Source organism: Variovorax sp. YR750 (genome assembly GCF_900109805.1).
GTDB lineage: Bacteria > Pseudomonadota > Gammaproteobacteria > Burkholderiales > Burkholderiaceae_C > Variovorax > Variovorax gossypii.
The window spans coordinates 120559-139429 of sequence record NZ_FOBJ01000015.1 but is presented as its reverse complement, the minus strand read 5'-3'; the positions used below and the strand labels follow the sequence as shown (position 1 = coordinate 139429).

Here is an 18871-nt window from a genome sequence, read left to right as displayed (position 1 = left end):
TTGCTACCTTAATTCTTGTGGAGGCCAAGCTTCTCGAACAGCACGCGATTTCGGCGTGCTGCGTCCTTCAGAAGCTTGTCATAGGAAATGATTTCGACGTAGCCGTTGCCACCCGTGAGTGTCTTGAAATACCCTTCGCCATCAATAGACTCGTGATAGTTCATTCGCATCTCTCGCTTGAGGGATGGCGTCAAATCCGCTATCAAATAGCCAAAAAATCGAATGCCACGGGCGTTGATGGGTCTGCCATCCACATCATCGAGCTTGCTCTCCTGAATCTCGACAAACCGTTTGATGATTTGCTGTGCGGGGTCTGCTTGATAGTCGTCGCGACCGGGGCGCTTGAACTCGATCACTACAATCGCACCTGTGGAGTCCTCTTCTTCCCTAACACCGATAGGGGTGTCGTAGAAGAAGGCGCAAATATCGGGCTCCTTGCCGGACGTGTCTTCAAGCCCCTCGATCGATTTGAGCTTTTTGTCTGAGGTGAGTAGCGTGTGATAACAAAGCCGCTCGTCGATCACCCACAGGTTCTGCTGCTCAAAGAAAATATCCTTCGATGTGGCCCCCATGGGGAAGAGCATCTTGTGCAAGACTTTTTCAAGCGGGTATTTATTATCCGAGCGTCGTTTCTTCAGGCTCATCGATACTAAGTCAAGAATCGTCCGACGATGGGTGATGTACTTCGCAAGCTCAGCCTTGCCCAGCTCATTGGCCTGTTCGGCAAGTGTTTGGAAGCGTTCTGCGTATTGCTCAAACGATTCGCTCTCAAAATAGGTAGCCGCGTGGCGCAAATCCTTGCGAACACCGTCTTCAACGTCCCGTTTGACATGCAGGAGCGCCTCGTCCAGCTTCTCGTCCGACAAGCCAGGTTGAATCCGCTGCTCGATGATTTCTCGGTAGCGAGGGTGCGTCAGTGCCCTGTATTCCGGTGCCTGCTCGACGAACTTTTCGATCTGGACGCGCTTTTCTTCATTGGTTGATTTCAGGTCGCCAGTGAGCAAGGAGCGCAATGCGCCTGTGATGCCTTGGTTCAAGGCGCGGCGGGAAACCAGTGTCTGCTCCAGCTCGGGTTCTTCATCGCTCTGGAACGCGATCCGAGTGCGCTCCTGGTTAGCATGGTCGTCTAGGTACTCCCCGGTCACCAGCACGATGAGTGTGTACGGCGACTGGTCGTCATCCAGAAATTTCTCGGGCAGCTCCGGCAGCAGGTCTCGCAACTTCGTGGTGGTGACCTCTCGCCCGTTGGCGCACAGGTTCAGCTCATGGCGCGAGCGGCCATCACGGTGTCGATAGGCCTGCAAGGCGAACGTGTGGCCGGAAACATCGAAGAACTGCGCCTCAATGTGGGCCATCACCGTGGACTGGAACAGCGCGTGCAGGTCAATCGGCGCGTGGCCGGGTGATTCCAGCGTCATCGACGGGCAAGAGCGTGCCGCAAAGCGGATCAAGAAATGCGCGATCAAGCGCTCGGCAATCGTCTCGGGCTGTGTGGGCCACCCAGCGCGGAACTTCTCATCCATGCCGCGCAGAGAGGTCTGCGTGCCGCACTTCTCGGTGACCTCGGACGTGACATCCGCGCCCTTCAACTCATCTTCAATGCTGAAGTCGAACTCGCGAAGCAGCCCCTGGCCCTCACGCTTGAAGACACTGCGAATGCGGACGGACGAGAACACCTTCAGAAAGGTAAAGCGGCCGACACCTCGACCACCCAGCTTCACCTTCGACAGGGTGTGGGCCTCCTTGAAGGAGGCCAGGTTCTTGTCGTTGAAGCCAACGCCATCGTCGATGACATCGAAGCCATCAACGACAAGAGTCCCGTCTCCACCCTGGTGGGCGAGATCATTGGACGCTACCAGCCGGATACGAATCGAGTGGTTGCTGAAGCCGTCTTGATGCTCTTCGATGGCATCGACGGCGTTGGAAATGGCCTCGTAGAGAGGCATCATGGCCTTGGCCTGGGAAAGCTCCAGCCGGTCTACCAGACCTTTGATATTCGCTTGCACTATTGATGTCCTCCCTGGTCTTGCTGCGCCAAGGCAGTCATCAAACGGCCTTTCACGGATCGACAGTCCGCCTTGTTCTCAAAGACGCTGCGAGCCTGCTTGTTCCATTGAACTGCTTGAACCACGCTAACCAAGCGATCTGCCACCAAATCGATTTCGCGAGAGAGTGCCGTCAGTTCGTCTGCGTTGAGATTCAGCTCGACGCCGTTGTGCAAGAACAGCCGGATGAAGATCACGTGGAGGATCATCCAGGCACCGTGGCCGAGAACTTCTTTGGCCGGCAACGCGCCCTGGGGTAACCCTTGGGGATCGGCCTCGGCACTTGCGCGATCACGAACCTTGCCGATTACCGTGCGGCCGATCTGGGCAATGCGCCACATCTGCTTGGCGGTCAGAGAATCTGCGAACAGTCGCTCGTAGGACTGACGTAACGGATCGGTCGCAGGGACGAGACCCTCTCGTCCGAAGAGCCTCTTCTTGTCCGACTTCGCTGCGACCAGGTAGTCCTGCCAATCGTTCGTCGTAACGGTGCAGGCCAAATACGGTGCCAGCTCACGTGCACTGAAGCTGGTTGGCGAGGGCGGAAGATCGTCCTGCCCATGCTTGACGATGTACTCGATACCAGCCATCCGCAGCGTCTGCTGCCACATGGCTTGCCGCTCATCCAGAGCGGCGAAGTCTTCCAAGTCCACCGCGTTTTGACGGTTTCGAGATTGTGTCACCCGGTCGCCAAAGCCGTCCGGCGCGTTGTCCAGACACACGAATGTCGCCATCACCATGGCGGGATTCGCGTCGTAGTGCGCTATAGGCTCTTTAGCTATAGCACCAACGGTTTGAGCGCCGTTGATGATGGAAAGCCCTCTGACACGAAATCTCCCAGACTCCCGATGGGGGTCGCGGGGATGCTGCTCATTGATGGCCTCACAGAGGAACGTGACGCCGTTGTTGAAGTAGAAGAAATGCTGCGCTTCCTGTTGCAGGGTCTCCGTCAATCCAGCGTTGACGGTCGTCGTTCCCTTGAAGCGTCTGATGTTGCGGTCAACCAAGCGGTCTTCGTGCTGCACCCAAAGTTCTGCTAGCCGCTTGGCGTCCATGCGACCGTAGAACGCCCTGTAGGGCTCCTGGGTGTGACCGAAGTCCTTCAGCTCGATGTCGGCCTCAATCGCTTGGGCCGAGATGCCGTCCAAGTGGAGATCGTGAAGGGTGGTGAGCCCATAGGCGTGGCATCGCAGAAATCCGGGATTCGGCCCGTTGAACGCTCGCTCAAGATCGGAAAAGATGTCCCTCCGGTCATCGGAAACCGCCGTGCCGGAGTAGGCGAGTACCACCTTGACCTTGCAGATGCCGCTGTTCAAAGCAGCGGTGATTGCCGCGCTGCGGTTCTGAAGTGCGTTGTTGAAGCGGCCCCAGCGCCCCTGTATGAGATCAATCACGCCATCGCGGAACTTGGACACGTCCCCTAGTTCCGGTTCGCCGGAGCCTGACTCCTTGTACTTCGACTGGACCAGCCAAATAGTCTGATCATTGGCCACGAACACCGAATCGATGCCGTGATCCAGGCCGCCGTCGATGCTCGCGGCGACGGACTCTTCCAAGGTCGCGCCAGCGGCCTCATGCAACACAAATGCAGCGATGGCCTTGGACAGGAAATTGCTGCGGCGGGACTCCGGGCTTGTGCCCGTTCCCGTGATAAGTGTTGCGTAGTCGGCGTCCAACTTCTGGCACAGCAGGTCCAGTTCGAGCGGACGTATCGGTGCCGTCGCCATCAGATCAACTCCCATTCAACAGTGAACAGGGTCTGCTCCTGCACATCCTGCTGCAACTTGGCTTCCAACTGATTGATCAGCTCGTTGCGCTCAGATTCAATGGCATCTTGGCGATTGAAAAGCTCGCGGCGGAGCTTGGTGCGCTTGGCTTCCAGCTCCCGCTGCTGCTTCTGCCAGGAGAGCTTTTCTTCCAGTGTGGAGGCGCTGGCTGCCGTGCGGCGCACTTCCTTGATTTGCCGGTCGATCTCTTTGATCTCCTGTTCGATGCCCAGCTTCAGGTCATCAGCCCACGCATCGAGCTTCTGGACCTCCTGCTCAAAGTAACCCAGGTTGCGCTGATTGATTTCGCGCAAGACGGCGGATTTCCGCATCGCCAAGTCATCACTGAGAGGGGATACATCGAATCCAGCCAGTTCAGCGGGCTGTCCGTGCGCCGGCAAGCGCAGCAGCTTTTCAGGATCGTCTTCTGCGAGGGTCTGGCCGTCTGACGTGATAGCCGCCACCACTAGGCGCTGCTCTTGGTTGTCCAGGGCTTCAACAGTCACAAGCTTCAAGGTCAGCCAGCCAGTCTTGCCGCGATAGGGCTTGAGAGTACTGACTTGGGTGCCGTGTGCGTCGTAGTCAAAGACGAGCCGTGAGCCCGAAAGCTCATGGTTCTTCGCTTGCTTTGTTACCCACTCGGCGAGCGGATGACCGATTCGATAAAGGTGCGAGTCGCCAGAACGGCGAGGCAGCTCATAGCGGCCGAGTTCAACCGCATTCAAGGTAGTGGCTGGCAGGCGCTGAAGGACAAAACCGTCGTCGTCGAAGACGGCGCAGTCGGCCAGTTCGGCCTGAGTAAGGTCGAGCAGCATGCGTTCGTACTTGCTGCGGGCAGCTCGGCTATCCGCAGCTCTGACGCGCAGCTTGTCCTGGACTTCTTCGTCAAAGTTCTCCAGCAGAATTTGCCGGGTCTTGACCATGGCCTCATTGATCTCGCCAGACAAGTCGCGCTGCAACTGCTCGAAGCTGGACCTGATCGCATCCGGGTCACGGCAGTTTTGATAGATGTCCGCGATCCGCCGCTCAAAATCGACGCCAGAGCCGATGGCCCCAAGCACCTCGTCGCTGGCACCAAACACACCTTCAAAGAGCTGGAACTTCTGATCGAGCAGCTCATAGACCCTAGCGTCGGCTTCATTGCTGCGGTCCACGAAGTTGACTACCACCACGTCGAACTTCTGCCCATAACGGTGACAGCGACCGATGCGCTGTTCGATGCGTTGTGGGTTCCACGGCAGGTCATAGTTGATGACCAGCGAGCAGAACTGAAGGTTGATGCCCTCGGCACCTGCCTCGGTGGCGATCATCACCGTACCGTGCTCTTTGAAATGCTCCACCAGCGCGGCTCGTGTGTCGGCGGTCCTCGAACCCGTGATGCGATCCGTTCCCTCGTGGCGCTTGATCCAATCGGCATACACCGCTTGTGCGCGGGCATCACTATTCGTGCCGTTGAACAAGACGATGCCCTCGCCGTAGGGCGTGTCAGCCAAGAGCGAGAGAAGGTATTCCTGGGTGCGCTTAGATTCCGTGAAGATGATGGCCTTTTTTGCTGCGCCGAGCCGATCAAGTTCGGTGAATGCCTTGTCTAGGGCAGTCAGCAGTGCCGTCCCCTTCGCGTTCTCTCGGATGTTGGTCGCCAGTGTTTTGAAGTGCCGCAGTTCGGCAATTTCCTGGGCGACCGCATCACGCTGATTGGAGGGAAGCGACGCAGCGGAGCCCTCCGGCCCGTCCCATTCGTCAGCGGTTTCGTCGAGAGACTCGTAGTCGTCGTCAAGCACCTCGGCAAGATCGGGGATGTTCGACGACTCGTCGAGTTCACTCTGAAGCCGCTTGGCCATGGTCTCCAGCGCCCCCGCAATGGCGTGGGTCGATGAGGCCAGCAGCTTCCACAGTACCAAGGAAATCAGTTGCCGTTGGCCTTCCGGCAACGCCTTGAGGTTAGGCCGCCGGAGGTAGTCAGCGACAAGGTTGGACAGCTCTCGTTCCTCGTTCGAGGGAGAAAACTCTTCAACGATGGCCCGCCGTGCTGTGTAGGGCACGTACTGCTGAACCTGGCGGCGCAAAGTGCGTTTGCAGACGGTGGCAAGGCGGGCTCGCAGGGCTGCGAAAGCCTGTTCCCTCGGCTGTGCCGTGAACTGCGAGCGGAAGCTGTCGATGTCACCAAAAACGCGGTCATCGATCATGCTGACTAGGCCATAAAGCTCTAGCAGCGAGTTCTGCAAAGGCGTGGCCGTCAGCAACACTTTGGAATGCACATGGGCCAGAGCTTCTTTCAGCGTCTTGGCGATCACGTTGCTGGTCTTGTAGACATTGCGCAGGCGGTGCGCTTCATCGAGCACAACCAGGTCCCAATCAACCGCCTTGATGTCGGCCGCCTTCGCCTTTGCGAACTGGTAAGAGCAGATGACGGGGCCGGACGCCCCTTGAAACGGATTCTGGCGGCCCTGTTTGCGTAGGACGTTGAAGCTCTTGGCCTCTAGGAGGACGCCCTGCAGGTTGAACTTATCTTGCAGCTCCTGGTGCCATTGCTTGCGCAGGTTGGCGGGCACGACGATCAGGATGCGGCGGCGGCGCTCGGCCCAGCGCTGAGAGATCACCAGCCCGGCCTCAATGGTTTTGCCGAGCCCCACTTCGTCGGCCAGGATGACGCCGCGAGAAAGCGGGTTCGCGCAGGCGAACAAGGCAGCTTCAACCTGATGCGGGTTGAGGTCCACTTGCGAGTCCACCAGCGTGGATTTAAGCGATTCCACGGAGTCGCCGGCCGCGCGTCGGGTCAGCAGCCAGGCGTAATACAGGCTCTGATGCGGCGTCAGTTGCTGCTGAGTCATCGATAGCGTGCCTCCGTGTGACCTTTCGGCGAGGTGACGAGCCGTCTGCGTTGACGCGCGGTCACTCTGCCCCCGGGTTCTTGTTGATGCTTTCCGCAATCCAGCGGTCCAGCTCGGCCCGACGGAAGCGCCATGTCCCGCCTAACTTGAAGGCCGGAATCTCTCCCTTCTGAGCGAGCCGATACACAGTTCGCTTCCCAGCCTTGAGGTACGCAGCAACTTCGTCCAGCGTAAGGATTTCGCCTTCGGTTTCAGTCATAAGTCCGCCTTTGACAGTTGCCGCTGCTGTCATTTGTTTGCCAAGAGTGGCCAATTTTACCGCACCAAGCCGGGAACAGCCAGGAATGGACCCTGGGGCGGGAAGGTGCGAGAACGCCCCGGAAGGACTTGCACGACTCAAGGTGCTCAGCGTTAACAATGCGACACCATCGCCCCCGGCATAGCCTCCAGGAACTGTCCGTCAGCGACACCCCTCCACGTCGATGAGCGTGACTCCGGTTGCCGCCATCACCAAGGCTCGCACCTCGATGGCGTACACGATCAGCTCCGCGCCGTCGTCGAATTCCAGTCGCAGCATGTTCGTGTCGCTGGCGATGAACTCTGCGCGCAGCGCGCGGCAGATGTCGTGCAAAGCCGCCTGGTCAATCTCCCCGGTAAGCCTGGCCAAGTGGCCCATACTCGACTGAGCGGCCGGGATGTGCAGCACCTCAAGCCCGGAACCGGGCAGCAGGTCGCGAATACAGACCGGCGCACGGCGAGCGCGAAGCGTATCCGAGAGACGCAGGTGCTCAACGCAGGAATCAGGACAGCCATTGCAGATGCGATTACCGGGCAATCGGTCAACAAAGAGGTGAAGCGCAAGCTACCGTAACAGACGGATACGGTCAATCACGTCGACTGCTGACCAGCGCGAGGCCCTGAGAGACAGACCGCGGCGCTGGATGCTGGATGCTGGATGCTGGATGCTGGACACATGCATGGTACTGTATAAAATACCAGTATCCAGACACCAACCTCCAGGCGTCCGGTGATTCCATATGCGTGGAGGGAAAGGATCAAGCATGTTCAGGAACACCAAGCAAACATCCCCGACCGTGGCCTCCGTCGCCGGCAGAACGCTCGGAAACGCATCGGCCAGCGGCATCCAGCGCTCCCTCTCAGGATCTGCATTGCCACAAAGCGGCCGCGCCGCGCAGACCGGGGCAAAGACGGAAGACCGAGCCTCGCGCGCGCTGGACAACCCTCACGCGTCCAAGGTGACCAAGACGCTTGCCGGCAGCGTGGTGTCTCAGTCGAACAAGACACGTTAGGCCTTCACCCGCGGTCCCGCACGCCCTCCGCCGCGCACGGACGCGATGGCAATGCATGCGCCTGCATGGTGTGATCTGCCACCGGATGGGATTTGATCGGACGAACCATGGTCGGGCCGCATGACCGCATTCGCCGCCGATCCACCTCCAAGCCCCCAAGCCGCGACCTGACAGACCTGCCGCCCGTCGGGTGCGCGCGCTTTGCAAAATAGAATGCCCCCGGTGACTCTCGCGCACTCCATCCACCCCGACGACACACCTGCGCTGCGCAAGGAGCGAGGGGCCTTTTTCACGCCCGACGAGATCACCCGGTTCATCGCCCACTGGGCCATCCGCAAGCCTGACGACCTCGTGATGGAGCCCTCGGCAGGCGACGCCGCCTTCCTCGTCGCTGCCGTGGATCGCCTTCGCGAACTCGCACCGGGCTCCGATGCACAGCCCATCGTGGACGGTGTCGAGATCCATGCCCACAGTGCAAAGGTCGCCCGCCAGCGCGTGCTTGATGCGGGCGGCCAGGCCAATGTGAGGCACAGCGACTTCTTCGCGATCGAGCCCGAGCCGGTCTACGACGCGGTCATCGGCAACCCGCCGTACATCCGCTACCAGGATTTCTCGGGCGAATCCCGTGCGCGCTCGCGCGAAGCCGCCCTCCGGGGCGGCGTGTCGCTCACCGGCCTCGCTTCCAGCTGGGCCGCCTTCACCATCCACTCCGCGTTGTTCCTGGGGCAAGGCGGGCGCCTCGGGCTTGTGCTCCCGGCCGAGCTGCTCTCGGTGAACTACGCGGCGCCCGTGCGCCGCTTCCTCTTCGAGCGCTTTCGCGACGTGCAACTCGTGCTCTTTGCCGAGCAGGTGTTTCCCGAAGCCGAAGCGGATGTCGTGCTGCTGCTGGCCGACGGGTACCTTGAGGGCCCGGCCAACCACGCCACCATCCGACAAGCCAGGAACGCGGCAGAGCTCGCCTCTCTGGGCGTGGGACAAACCTGGACGCCCACGGACCCGGCTGCAAAGTGGACCTCTAGCCTCGTCGACCCCGATGCCGTCGAGCCGCTGCACAAGCTGCTGAAAGAAAGACACTTCACCCGTCTGGAGACATGGGGAGACACCACGCTCGGCATCGTCACGGGCAACAACAAATACTTCACGCTCTCGCCCCAGCGAGCCAAGGAGCTCGGCCTGCGCGACAAGGAACTGTTGCACCTCTCGCCGCCGGGGAGCTCGCACCTGCGTGGTCTCTCGCTTTCGAGCGACCTGCTCGCGAAACTGGGTCGAGAGGGGCAGGCCACCCTCCTCTTCTACCCGAGCACACCACCTTCGGCCAAGGCCGCTGCGTACATCGCAGATGGTCACCGGACTGGTGTCGATACGGCCTACAAGTGCCGCGTGCGCAAGACCTGGTACCAGGTGCCGCTGGTCCCCGCTGCCGACTTGCTGCTGACATGCATGAACGCAGACACGCCCAGGCTCACCGCCAATGAAGCGAAGGCGCGGCACCTCAATTCGGTGCACGGCGTCTTCCTCACAGCCAAGCACCGCGAGCTTGGCTGTGAGCTCCTGCCGCTGGCGAGTCTGAACTCGGTCACGTTGCTGCACGCGGAGATGGTCGGGCGCGCCTACGGGGGCGGCATCCTGAAGATCGAGCCCAAAGAAGCTGATGTCTGGGCCATGCCCTCGCCCGCGTTGGTTCTGGCCCGTGCAGAAGCGCTTCGCACCATCAGACAACAAGTCGCCAACCTGCTTGCCGATGGCAGGCTGCTCGATGCCGTAGCGCTCGTGGATCAGGCGCTCCTGGCGGACGTCGGTGACCTTTCTGCAGAACAAATCGCACATATCCGACAAGCGCGGGCAGAATTCGCGCGTCGTCGAACCTTGAGGGGGGCCAGTGGCCACTGAACTGAGCGCCAAGGCCAAAGCCTGGGTCATCTTTGATCGAATCGTTGCACGCGCCGCCCCCGACAACGTCCACAGCAATCCCTGGATTCGAGGCGCGAACGGGCAATTGCGCTTCGAGCCGGATTTCGAAACCCTGGCCCTGCTGCTGGGCGTTCCTCTTCACCTGAAGGCCGGCACCCAATCCGGCGTGCCGGCCCTGGCGCTCGACGTGTGGGTGAGCTACGAACTGCGACGCGCCGGCTTCGACACTGACCAGGTCTGGCCGCGGCCGGTTCACCCGCGCATCCTTCCGGCGCCCATCGCCAACCTGCTGAAGGCATTGCCTGCCGGGACCCGCAAAACCGTCGTGGACCGCATCGAGAGGGACGGTGTGATCGCGGGTGCGACATCGTCCAGCGGAATCATCCTCGGCAAGAACTACCTCAAGCAGGTGGACGTCGTGATCTCGGACTGGAGGACGGGTCCGGAACTGCTGATCTCGACCAAGCGCATGGACTCTTCCTATGGCAAGAATGCGCCCAATCGCATCGAGGAATCCTATGGCGACGCGAAGAACCTGCGGCTGCGACACCCCTTGGCCGCGCTGGGCTTCATGTTCGGCCTTCGCTCCGACATCCTCCAGAAGGAAGCTGCGACCGCGGAGTGGCTCTTTGACCTGCTCGCCAAGCTCGGGCGCGAGGACGACGCCTACCATGCGACCTGCCTGGTCCTGATGGAATACGGCAGCGACGAAGCGATCCCCGAGACGGGCGAAGAGCCTGCCGTGACGGCCCTGCCGGAACCCGGGCGCGAGGTCGAGGAGGAGAGCGTGCCAGCCCCCGCCCTCGATGCCATCGTCGACCAAGACATCGCGCAGTTGCCCAAAGTGAAGATCCTCAACAAGCAGATTCCGGAGGAACTTGCACCTGGCCGTTTTCTCGCAGCGATGGTCACACGGGTCCTCGGCGCTACCCCAGTCAACATGCACAAAGAGGCACGAAATCGGCGCCTTTCACCCGTGTTACGGTAGGTCTGCCACCTCCTCTCGGAGATTTTGGCCCCGCTTTACGCCAGATCAGCCGGCGCGTCGTCGGTCTCTTGTGCCACTGGCTCCGCTGTGATGGATGCTCGAAGTGCTATGACATCCCACAAGCAAGGTAGCGATGCAGTGCCGGGTCGCGCAGTACGATTTCGGCCGGTCCGAAGAGTGCGAGTGCACGGGCACTGGTGCCTCTCATCCGCTCTTGAAGGCGCCTGGGCTTGAGTTCGCTGACCTGCTCGACAGCCAATCCAGGCGCCGGGCGTTGCGCTGAGGAGGGGCATCGACATGTCAAATTCTTCCGGATTGATCGTGCGCCGATTCGGTGCGGCTTGCCTCTGCTTACTCTTTTCGGCCATGGGCTTTGCGCAGTCGCCGGCCATCGGGTGGTCGGACACGGCCGCGGGAACCACCTTGACGAGGACATGGGATGCACTGCGCAAGGCTGCCGCAGTTCAGCCGGAGATTGGGGCGGAGCTCGATGCGGCGCGCACTCGGCTGGCCCTTGTCTTCGTGCCCGGGATCCTCGGCTCCGAACTCACGGCGCCCGACGGGCAAAACATCTTCGGCCGCCTAGAGAACCCGGGCTCGCTCATTTCCCGTCTCGAGCTCCCGGAGCGGCTGGTGGACGAACAGGCTGAGTCCGGCGTGAAGGCAGCACTCTTGCGATCGATCGGTCCGATGGACTTCTATGGCGATGCCTTCTCGGCGATCGAGAAATGGGGCACCGCCAACGGCGTCCAAGTGCTGGCGTGCGGCTACGACTGGCGGCGAGACATCCGTTCCGGCGCCCGCGACCTCGACAGATGCATTTCCGGCTTGGAGGCAAAGTATTCCGATCTGGTGATCATCGCTCACAGCATGGGTGGCCTGGTAAGCTGGACATGGGCCGACAAGCACGCCCGCGGCGAATACGGACTCGGCCGTCGCGTGCTCCAGTTGACTGTGCTCGGGTCTCCCTTGCGCGGTAGCTGCGAGATCGTTCGGATGGTGCAAAGCGGCTACATCCAGCCCACCCGCGACGACCAGTTGCAGGTGCGAAGCACCTTGAAGGCGTTGACCTCCTGGACCGAGAAACTGGCCGACGCGTTTCAAAACGGTGTTGCCGCGCAATTCACGCAGGGCATCCGCCCGCTGTTGCTGAGCTGGCCGGGTGCCATCGAGCTCAGCCCGCCGCCGTCAGACAACGGGGACAACGTCTCCTGCGTGGGCGTTCCCGCAGGGAATGACCAGCCGGAGGGAACGCCAGGCACCAGCTACTACGACGTCGCGTTCTGGACTCTCCCCGCCGGCAAGCAAATGCTTCGCAAGGGCAACGACTCCGACAGCTATGCCCTTCCTGCCTCGTTGCCCAAGGTGCTCGCGAAAGCCCGTGAGTTTCGCTCGCAGTTCCAGCCTGCACCGCTCGGGTACCCTACTTGGCTGTACTTCTCACGCATCTGGAAAGTCCCTGATCAGGCTGGCTACCGGGCCCCCTACATCTCCGAGTACGACCAATGGGGGTCGACGTGGGGCGACGGACGCGTCCCCTACGCGAGTGCCATGAACCAACCGAGCCTCGGGACTTTCTCGCGGCGGATGGGTGTGGAGAGCGTGCACGGCAACCTCCCGGGCGACCCCAACTTCTTCGATGACTACTTCGGCAACCACCTGCCGCAGGCGCTCGCCGCCGTCTGGGTTTCCGATATCACTCGGGCAGCAACCTCCCGTCCCGACTGGATCGCCGCCATTGCAAGGGGCATGTCCAGCGGCCCGGACGCCGCGCAGGTACGCGCAGCCCTGGAGCCGCAAGGGATGGCCCAGAGGGAGTCTCGGCTGCTTCTTGGTGCTCTGGATTCCGTCGCCAACTTCAATGCACTTCTGTGCCAGAAGCGCGGTGACTGCGCTGCCACCTATTCGGCCGCCAAGGCCAAGGTTGCAGCGGCTCCGGCGGCGAACCGAAGTTCGGTCGCCTTGAAGCAATTCGGGGCCTCGGCACGCATCCTGGATCAAGGCAATCCTGATTTCGCCTTCGCAGAAGGCAATCGCGGCCTAGTCCTGGCTAAGCAACTTGACTGGAAGGCTGCCTCGACGAGCCTGACACGAGCCGAATCGGGCGTCAAGGAGCTGGAAGCCGTCAAGGAGCAGTTGTCAAAGTCCGAGGCCGAGTTCGCGAGCACGTTGCGCAGAAATCTTGGCAAGTCGCTCCTCGAATCAGGGCAATGCAGGGAGGCAGAGCCGTACCTTCGGGCGGCCGCCACCGGCTGGCCCTATGCCAAGGAGGCGTTAGCCAAGCCCTGCAACGATATCGAGTCGGGGCTGCAGTATTGCTTCGACCAAGGGGATTTCTGCCGGAGATCACGCTGACAAGGAGCCATCAGCACGAGTCCCGAGCGGCGATGACACCGTCGGCTCCGCCGGAGGCGGAAACGCGCTCGGCATGGATTTTCAATGACGCCCGGCCGGTTTGGAAGAAGCTAGAACCGGAAGCCAATGTGCCGCACAACGCCGCCCCGAGATAACCACACCATCCCAAAGCAAAATGTTCAGTCCCACCCCTCGTTTCGAGCAGCTGCTCAGCCTGCTTCGCCAGAGCCCCTTTCCTATCGACAGAGTGGTATCGACCAACGCTCTGTACCGGGATTTTCTGCGAACCTATCCTGTGGAAAAGCTCGCACACCTGACCGTTGATGAATACTGCATCGGTAAGGGCGATAACTCAAGTTTTAGTTGGTGGATCGAACGAGGACTCCAGCCCCTGCTGGGGAGGTATATGCCGGGAACCTCCAGGGGGCATCAGGTGCATTGGAGAAAGGACGGCACGCTGTACAAGAACCGCAAGCTGCGCGACCTTACCGATCAGGATGCCGTGGCGTACACAATGAAAATCCAACATGCCATTGCGAGCGCGGCACTGAGCGACCTCGCGTGGGTGGACGACGACGCGCAGGTCTATGCCCGCGCCAATTTAGAGAGCAAGCGAGTCATGATCGGCGAAGGGCGAAAACTTCGTCTGCTGAGTGTCTATCATCCGGACGACATCATTCCGATCTCATCCTCCGAACATATCCGCCACTTTTTGATCGAATTGGGCTATCCAGCGGCTCTGATTCCCTCGGTCAAGAAGCCTGTGGCACGTCTGATGTTGCTCAGAGAGGTGTACGAAGAGGCTCGAAGGCAGATTTCGAAATTAACCGTCCATGGCTTCATGCAAGCACTGTACAGCGCCGAGCTCGGTTTGGCGCCTACAAAGGAGACAGTAGCCGAAGACGCGAACACACTCGAAATGGACTTGGATGCCAGCGAGGACATCGAAGATCTCAACTACAGCGAAGCTCCAACATCGATTAACACGATTCTTCAGGGCCCTCCTGGGACCGGAAAGACCCATGCCACGATCGACGAAGCATTGCGCATCCTGGATCCGGAGTTCCTCGACAAAAACGCAGAAGATCGCGGTGTACTCAAGGAGCGATACGACGAACTCGCGGAAGCCAAGCGGATTCGCTTCATAACCTTTCACCAAAGCTTCAGCTACGAGGACTTCGTGGAGGGTATCCGGCCCGATACGGACAATTCCGACGCTGGGCAAATCCGATATGTGGTGGAGCCGGGGATCTTTCGGCAAATTTGCGAGGCCGCGTCGAGCGCTCCCAAGCAGGATGTGCAACTCGGCGTTAGCGCCAGCCCGCGGGTGTGGAAGATTTCAATCGATGGGACTGGGCAAAGCCCTACACGCCAGTATTGCTTTGCCCACGGTGAAGCTCGCATTGGTTGGGGGCATGTTGGAGACCTGCGCAAGGCCGACTTGACGGATCCTGACTTCAAACTCGGATCGAATGATCGCAGCACACTGGGTGACTTCTCGCAGAACATCCAGCCCGGCGACATTGTGCTTTGCATCGGAAGCGCGACGGACGTCGCTGCAGTCGGTGTGATTCAGGGGGTGCGTATTCCAGCCGGACTTGGTCACCCGTTCCAGTTTGAACTGGTCACCTGTTCCGGTTTGAACTGGTCACCTGTTCCATTCGACCTAGTCACCCGTTCCAGCGGACTTGGTCACCTGTTCCAGCGGACTTGGTCACCTGTTCCAGCGGACCTAGTCATCCGTTCCGGTGGACCTAGTCACCCGTTCCAGCCGATGTGGTCACCCCTTCCGATCTGAACTGGTCATCCGTTCCAGTCCGACCTCGCCACCTGTTCCGGCTTGACCTGAGCATCGGTTCCAAGCTGACCTGAGCAACCGTACCGGCTGAGTTGAGCGCACATACCGGTTCGTCTCAAGCAGCCAGCGCCCCTTTGGGAAGGAGCGCGAGCAGTCACGATCATCGGCTACTAGGTTTCCTCGCGCTTCTTTCGCCCTTGATACTTCCGGAGCGACTCGCCCTTCAACTGCATGCGATGTGCCTGATGTCCATTGCGATCACGTAGTACATGTACACGTGCAGCGGGTCAACTTGGGCTTGAAGGACTCGATTCACATGGTCCTCGACGGCCGCCGGCATCTGGTTGAAAGCCAAGGCTTTCGCGCGCTTTTTCGGATCAGCGCCTCGATAGGAGTCGCGCTTGGTGTGAACGGGGTATTTGACCATCGAGGAAATCTACCCGACAAGGAAGGGGCCCTCAATGTATCGAACCACCGCCATGGCCCTGAGGCGGGCACCCCGCTCCCTGCGCCGATTGAAAGCCAGGCGGCATATCAGCGCCGACTTCCCTGGAGCAACCACCGCGGCACTCCACGGGGGCGCCGGCAGTCAACACGAAACTCAGCGCCTGCATTCGCAGGCGTTTGCCGTCACTTGTGCAGGTGACAGCTGCGTGCCGCGGCAGCGCAGTTCGTCCGCATGCGCTTCAATGCTGAACGGTCAACCGCGCGATGAAGGGCAAGCTTCCTGCGCCGACTGCCTTCGGGGCGATCTTCACTGCGCCACCAGTCACCCGCACGCCCGGAATTGCACGCTGCAAATCACCGCAGATCGCTTCGCTCACGCTGTTGGGCATGGCCGCCGAAACGATGATCGATCGAATGTCGACGAACTGGGCAAGGGAGCGGGTCGACTGCTTCAGAATTCCGACGCACTCGCTCCTCCAGCGGTCGAGCGAATCGCCCAGATCGCGCCAGTCGTCGCCGCGCTCGGGGTCAAAGGACGAGCCGTCCACGCGAGCGACTTTCCTTTGAAGGCTCAGCAGCCCGGCGTCGAAACTGGCAGGGGAAATCGAGTAGTTGCCCGTGTACACGTGGTTGTTCAACACCAGCCGGCTGTGCAGCATTTCGCCAATGAAGAAGAACAGGTGGTCGCTGATCGTTTTCGTGGCGCCGAACATCATTTCCGCGCCTGCGGCACATGTGATGTCGTTCTGGACGAACACTGGTAACTTGAAGGCTTGCTCCAACTCGCCTTGCAGGCTCAGTTCCTCTACGGTCGGCACATGCGGTGCGGAGAGCGCACGTCCGTCTTCCGGCAGAGCCAGGCCGATGCCTGCGACCCGTGTGCGGGCCGCGGGCGTCAGCACTTCCAACGCCGAGCCAACCGCGTCGTGTATCGCCTCGCGCAGCGCATCCTTGCTCAGATCGGCGTGCGACACCTTGGCCTGGAAGCGGACGACTCCCAGGAAATCGATCAGAACGACTTGCGTATCCAGATCGCCCAGGTCAATGCCGACGGAAAAGGCTCCGTCCGGGTTGAGCAACACCGGAATGGTCGGAGGGCCGACCCGGCCTCTCAATGCCTCGCCATGCGAGAGCAGGCCCTCGTGCTCAAGGGAGCGCACGATCACCGACACCGTCTGGGCCGAGAGCTTGGTGCGCGCTCCGATCTCCAGGCGTGAAATGCCCTCGTTTTGCAGCAGCAAGGACAGCACGACGCGCTCGTTGTAGCTGCGGACCCGTTCCGGATTAAGTCCGTCGGTCCGGTCAGCGATGCGCAGTTGTTTGGGCGGGGCAAACCGCATGTCTGGCACGTTGAAACTCCTTCAGGCGTCGGGCCAGCCGATGGCTTCGACCTCTTGAGCCAGCGCAAGGCCCAGCGCGTGCTGGGCTTCGGCCCCCAAATGAAAGCCGTCGTCCTCGTGGCATTGCGCCACCGATCCTGCATCAAAGAAGTGGCACTCCAGGGAGTCCGCGATCATCTCGAACTCCAGCGCTAGGTGAAGCGATTTTTCGGGCGCGCCGGCAAAGACCGAATTCCATTCCCGCAGATCGGCGAGCATGGGCGGTGGCGCGACGATCATGATCTCGGGCTGAGATCCGCCGGGCCCCGCGGCGAGCTCGCGTATGTCGTGGACAAGCACGCCAATGCCCATGGCGACCTCGGACGGTGGCTGACTGAACCGCGCCTTCAGATCGTTCGTGCCCAGCATCACGATGATCAGATCGAGGGGCGCGTGGCTTTGCACGCAGGGCGTCAGGTACAGGCGGCCTGACTTGTGTGCTCCCTCGATCGGGTCCTCACGCACGGTCGTGCGGCCGCTGAGCCCCTCCTCAATCACCAACCACGATGGCCCGAGGGCGTTGCGCATGACGCCTGGCCATCTTTGATCGGGTCCGAAGCGGTCAACAGGACCTTTTCCCGGGATTTGTCCGTGGGTATTGGAGTCGCCGAAGCAAAGAACGGTGCGCATGGTGTGGGCCGCTCGGCCCCAAGAGGCCGGCATGCGGGCTTTCTGAAAGCGGGGTTCGATCTTAGCCGGACCTCGCCCCCCGCTGCGGCTCGCCCCAGAGCGGTAATTTGGCCAGAATGGTGATTGGTTATTCAAGGGTTCTGACTAATTAGAGAGGTTGTAGGCAGGACTCTCCTAGGGGATGGCCGATCTTTTCTACCCCTCACCGACATGAGTGTCAATAGATAATCTACGAAGTTGATTAATTGTCCGGCCGACATACGATTCGGGCCAGCAGTCGACAAGGTGAAGGCTGCCAACCCTGGAGACACGAACAAAATGTCCAAATTCAAGCTTGCAGTGAGCGCCCGTGGCGCGTTGTTGGCCGTCGGCTTGATGGCCGCGGCCCTGGGCGTCCACGCACAGGACGTCAAACTGATGGACGGCGTCACCCCTCGTCCGGGTGACACCCGTACGACCAAGCCCAACGAGTTCAAGAAGAACGGGCCGTGGAAGATCGGCATGAGCCATTTCGGTGTCAATGCGAACACCTGGACCGTGCAGATGGCCCATGAGGCAGAGAACGCGGCCAAGAAGGACCCGCGTGTCAGCAAGTTCATCCTGCTGGATGCCAATATCAACCAGTCCAAGCAGGTTGCCGATATCGAGGACCTGATCGCGCAGAAGGTCGACGCGATCATCGTGACCCCGCTGACACCCACTTCCGCAGACGCTGGTATCAAGAAGGCCATCGCGGCAGGCATCCCGGTGATCGTGCACACGGGGCTGACCGAAACGGATTCCTACACGGTCGATATCCAGGGCGGCGGCGAGCACTTCGGCAAGGTCATGGGGGACTTCCTCGTGAAGAAGCTGGGCGGCAAGGGCAGCATCTGGGTGCTGCGCGGGCTGCCGGCGCACCCCGAGGACATCAATCGCTACAAGGGCTTGCAGAAGGCGCTTGAGGGCACGCAGATCAAGATCGTCGCCGAGGACCACGGCAAGTGGCAGTACGACAACGGCAAGAAGGTCTGCGAGACGTTCTACCTGAACAACCCCAAGGTCGATGGGATCTGGTCCTCCGGCGCGGACATGACGCGCGCTTGCATTGACGTGTTCAAGCAGTTTGGCGCCAAGGTGCCTCCGATCACCGGCGAAGGCAACAACGGCTTCTTCGGCCAATGGATCAGCACCGGCATCGACTCGGTGTCGGCCGAGTACAGCCCCGCCCAAGGCGCGGCAGGCGTTCGTGCCGCGACGGCCTTGCTCGACGGCAAGGTCCTGAACAAGCGCTACGTCTATGACCCGGAAGGCTGGGACCTGGCCAAGGTCAAGAAGTACTACCGGTCCGACCTGTCGGCGAACGTGTGGTGGCCCACCGAGCTGCCGGAATCCGACCTCCAGAAGTACTACGGCACCAAGAAGTGATCGC

At 60.7% G+C, this 18871-nt stretch carries 13 protein-coding genes; 6 read left to right on the top strand and 7 right to left on the bottom strand.

Translation table 11 applies throughout. The annotated features are described in order from the left end of the window. Positions 1-8: 8 nt before the first annotated feature. From BMY35_RS27500 to BMY35_RS27480, 5 genes are all read right to left on the bottom strand, one after another. Entirely contained in the window at positions 9-2006 is a 1998-nt protein-coding gene (locus tag BMY35_RS27500) for a sensor histidine kinase (RefSeq protein ID WP_093206189.1), read from the bottom strand. After that, positions 2006-3772, bottom strand: a complete 1767-nt coding sequence (locus BMY35_RS27495; RefSeq protein WP_093206275.1) for an AIPR family protein — start codon at positions 3770-3772, stop codon at positions 2006-2008. Before BMY35_RS27495 ends, BMY35_RS27500 begins: the two co-directional genes overlap by 1 nt. Further along, entirely contained in the window at positions 3772-6642 is a 2871-nt protein-coding gene (locus BMY35_RS27490) for an SNF2-related protein (RefSeq protein WP_093206188.1), read from the bottom strand. The genes BMY35_RS27495 and BMY35_RS27490 overlap by 1 nt, the downstream gene beginning before the upstream one ends. A gap of 61 nt (positions 6643-6703) precedes the next feature. Next, the gene (locus tag BMY35_RS27485) at positions 6704-6901 is read right to left on the bottom strand and encodes a methylation-associated defense system helix-turn-helix domain-containing protein MAD1 (protein WP_093206187.1); all 198 of its coding nucleotides are present in this window, start codon (positions 6899-6901) and stop codon (positions 6704-6706) included. Positions 6902-7102: 201 nt separating this feature from the next. After that, positions 7103-7477, bottom strand: coding sequence for a hypothetical protein (locus BMY35_RS27480; protein WP_143080752.1), 375 nt, complete (start codon positions 7475-7477; stop codon positions 7103-7105). Positions 7478-7703: 226 nt separating this feature from the next. Here BMY35_RS27480 and BMY35_RS27475 point away from each other — a divergent pair, with 226 nt between their 5' ends. The 5 genes from BMY35_RS27475 to BMY35_RS27455 all read left to right on the top strand — a co-directional run bounded on the left by BMY35_RS27475 (position 7704) and on the right by BMY35_RS27455 (position 15004). Next, positions 7704-7952, top strand: a complete 249-nt coding sequence (locus BMY35_RS27475; RefSeq protein WP_093206185.1) for a hypothetical protein — start codon at positions 7704-7706, stop codon at positions 7950-7952. 222 nt (positions 7953-8174) lie between these two features. Continuing rightward, positions 8175-9842: an HsdM family class I SAM-dependent methyltransferase gene (locus BMY35_RS27470; protein WP_218153017.1), complete on the top strand. Its 1668-nt coding sequence runs from the start codon at positions 8175-8177 to the stop codon at positions 9840-9842. Continuing rightward, positions 9832-10851 carry a hypothetical protein gene (locus BMY35_RS27465; protein WP_093206183.1) on the top strand — a complete coding sequence of 340 codons (1020 nt, stop codon included), beginning with the start codon at positions 9832-9834 and terminating at the stop codon, positions 10849-10851. Before BMY35_RS27470 ends, BMY35_RS27465 begins: the two co-directional genes overlap by 11 nt. Positions 10852-11148: 297 nt before the next feature. Then, positions 11149-13206 (top strand): esterase/lipase family protein, encoded by a 2058-nt coding sequence (locus BMY35_RS27460; RefSeq protein WP_143080751.1) that lies wholly within the window; start codon positions 11149-11151, stop codon positions 13204-13206. 175 nt (positions 13207-13381) lie between these two features. After that, positions 13382-15004: a hypothetical protein gene (locus BMY35_RS27455; RefSeq protein WP_093206181.1), complete on the top strand. Its 1623-nt coding sequence runs from the start codon at positions 13382-13384 to the stop codon at positions 15002-15004. A 686-nt stretch (positions 15005-15690) separates the two neighbouring features. Here the strand turns inward: BMY35_RS27455 and BMY35_RS27445 are convergent. Together BMY35_RS27445 and BMY35_RS27440 are read right to left on the bottom strand one after the other, a co-directional pair. Then, the gene (locus BMY35_RS27445) at positions 15691-16791 is read right to left on the bottom strand and encodes an ROK family transcriptional regulator (RefSeq protein WP_093206179.1); all 1101 of its coding nucleotides are present in this window, start codon (positions 16789-16791) and stop codon (positions 15691-15693) included. Positions 16792-16812: 21 nt separating this feature from the next. Then, complete coding sequence (locus BMY35_RS27440) at positions 16813-17460, bottom strand: SGNH/GDSL hydrolase family protein (protein ID WP_093206274.1); 648 nt, start codon at positions 17458-17460, stop codon at positions 16813-16815. Between the two features lie 285 nt (positions 17461-17745). On the opposite strand from BMY35_RS27440, the gene BMY35_RS27435 reads away from it, so the two are divergent. After that, positions 17746-18867, top strand: coding sequence for an ABC transporter substrate-binding protein (locus BMY35_RS27435; RefSeq protein ID WP_218153016.1), 1122 nt, complete (start codon positions 17746-17748; stop codon positions 18865-18867). Positions 18868-18871 lie beyond the last annotated feature (4 nt).

Coding starts and splice junctions, on each gene's coding strand:
- BMY35_RS27495 (WP_093206275.1), bottom strand. CDS start 3,772: ATGGCGACGGCACCGATACGTCCGCTCGAACTGGACCTGCTGTGCCAG.
- BMY35_RS27490 (WP_093206188.1), bottom strand. CDS start 6,642: ATGACTCAGCAGCAACTGACGCCGCATCAGAGCCTGTATTACGCCTGG.
- BMY35_RS27485 (WP_093206187.1), bottom strand. CDS start 6,901: ATGACTGAAACCGAAGGCGAAATCCTTACGCTGGACGAAGTTGCTGCG.
- BMY35_RS27475 (WP_093206185.1), top strand. CDS start 7,704: ATGTTCAGGAACACCAAGCAAACATCCCCGACCGTGGCCTCCGTCGCC.
- BMY35_RS27460 (WP_143080751.1), top strand. CDS start 11,149: ATGTCAAATTCTTCCGGATTGATCGTGCGCCGATTCGGTGCGGCTTGC.
- BMY35_RS27455 (WP_093206181.1), top strand. CDS start 13,382: ATGTTCAGTCCCACCCCTCGTTTCGAGCAGCTGCTCAGCCTGCTTCGC.
- BMY35_RS27445 (WP_093206179.1), bottom strand. CDS start 16,791: ATGCGGTTTGCCCCGCCCAAACAACTGCGCATCGCTGACCGGACCGAC.
- BMY35_RS27440 (WP_093206274.1), bottom strand. CDS start 17,460: ATGCGCACCGTTCTTTGCTTCGGCGACTCCAATACCCACGGACAAATC.